Here is a 451-nt window from a genome sequence, read left to right as displayed (position 1 = left end):
GGATGACGCTGCAGCTGGAGCAGACCGAGAAGCGCTACCGCGCGCAGTTCACCTCGCTCGACACCATGATGACGAACATGCAGAACATGAACAGTCATCTCAGCCAGCAGCTGGCGGCGCTGGCGGCCAACAGCGGCTACTGACGGCAGGCCTGTCCGGACGGCGCCGCGCCGCTGGCCATGCGTAAAAGCGCCAACGAAAAAGCCATCCTTGCGGATGGCTTTTTTTTCGGCAGTGCCCGGCTCAGAAACGCAGGAAGCTGTACACCTTTTCCAACCGGTGCCAGCCGGTGTTGTGCAGGGCCTGGCTGGTATTCGCGGCGAAGTTGCGGTCGTGCTGGAAGCGGCGGCAGAACACCTGCACCGTGCGCGCCAGCAGGGTGGGCGAGGGCAGCTCCTCGCCCTCGGCGCATTGCGCGGCCAGCATGAACCTGACCATCCCGAAGCGCGAC

Annotated in this window: 1 protein-coding gene; it reads right to left on the bottom strand. The window is 64.5% G+C overall.

The genetic code is table 11. The annotated features are described in order from the left end of the window. Positions 1-243: 243 nt before the first annotated feature. A partial coding sequence (locus tag KVT32_RS28770) for a hypothetical protein (protein ID WP_217619278.1) occupies positions 244-451 on the bottom strand: 208 nt, incomplete at its 5' end.

The sequence above is a fragment of the Achromobacter sp. GbtcB20 genome (assembly GCF_019091095.1).
Lineage (GTDB): Bacteria > Pseudomonadota > Gammaproteobacteria > Burkholderiales > Burkholderiaceae_B > Achromobacter > Achromobacter mucicolens.
Note: the sequence above shows the minus strand (reverse complement) of the source record. Positions and strands in the feature narration are given on the sequence as shown.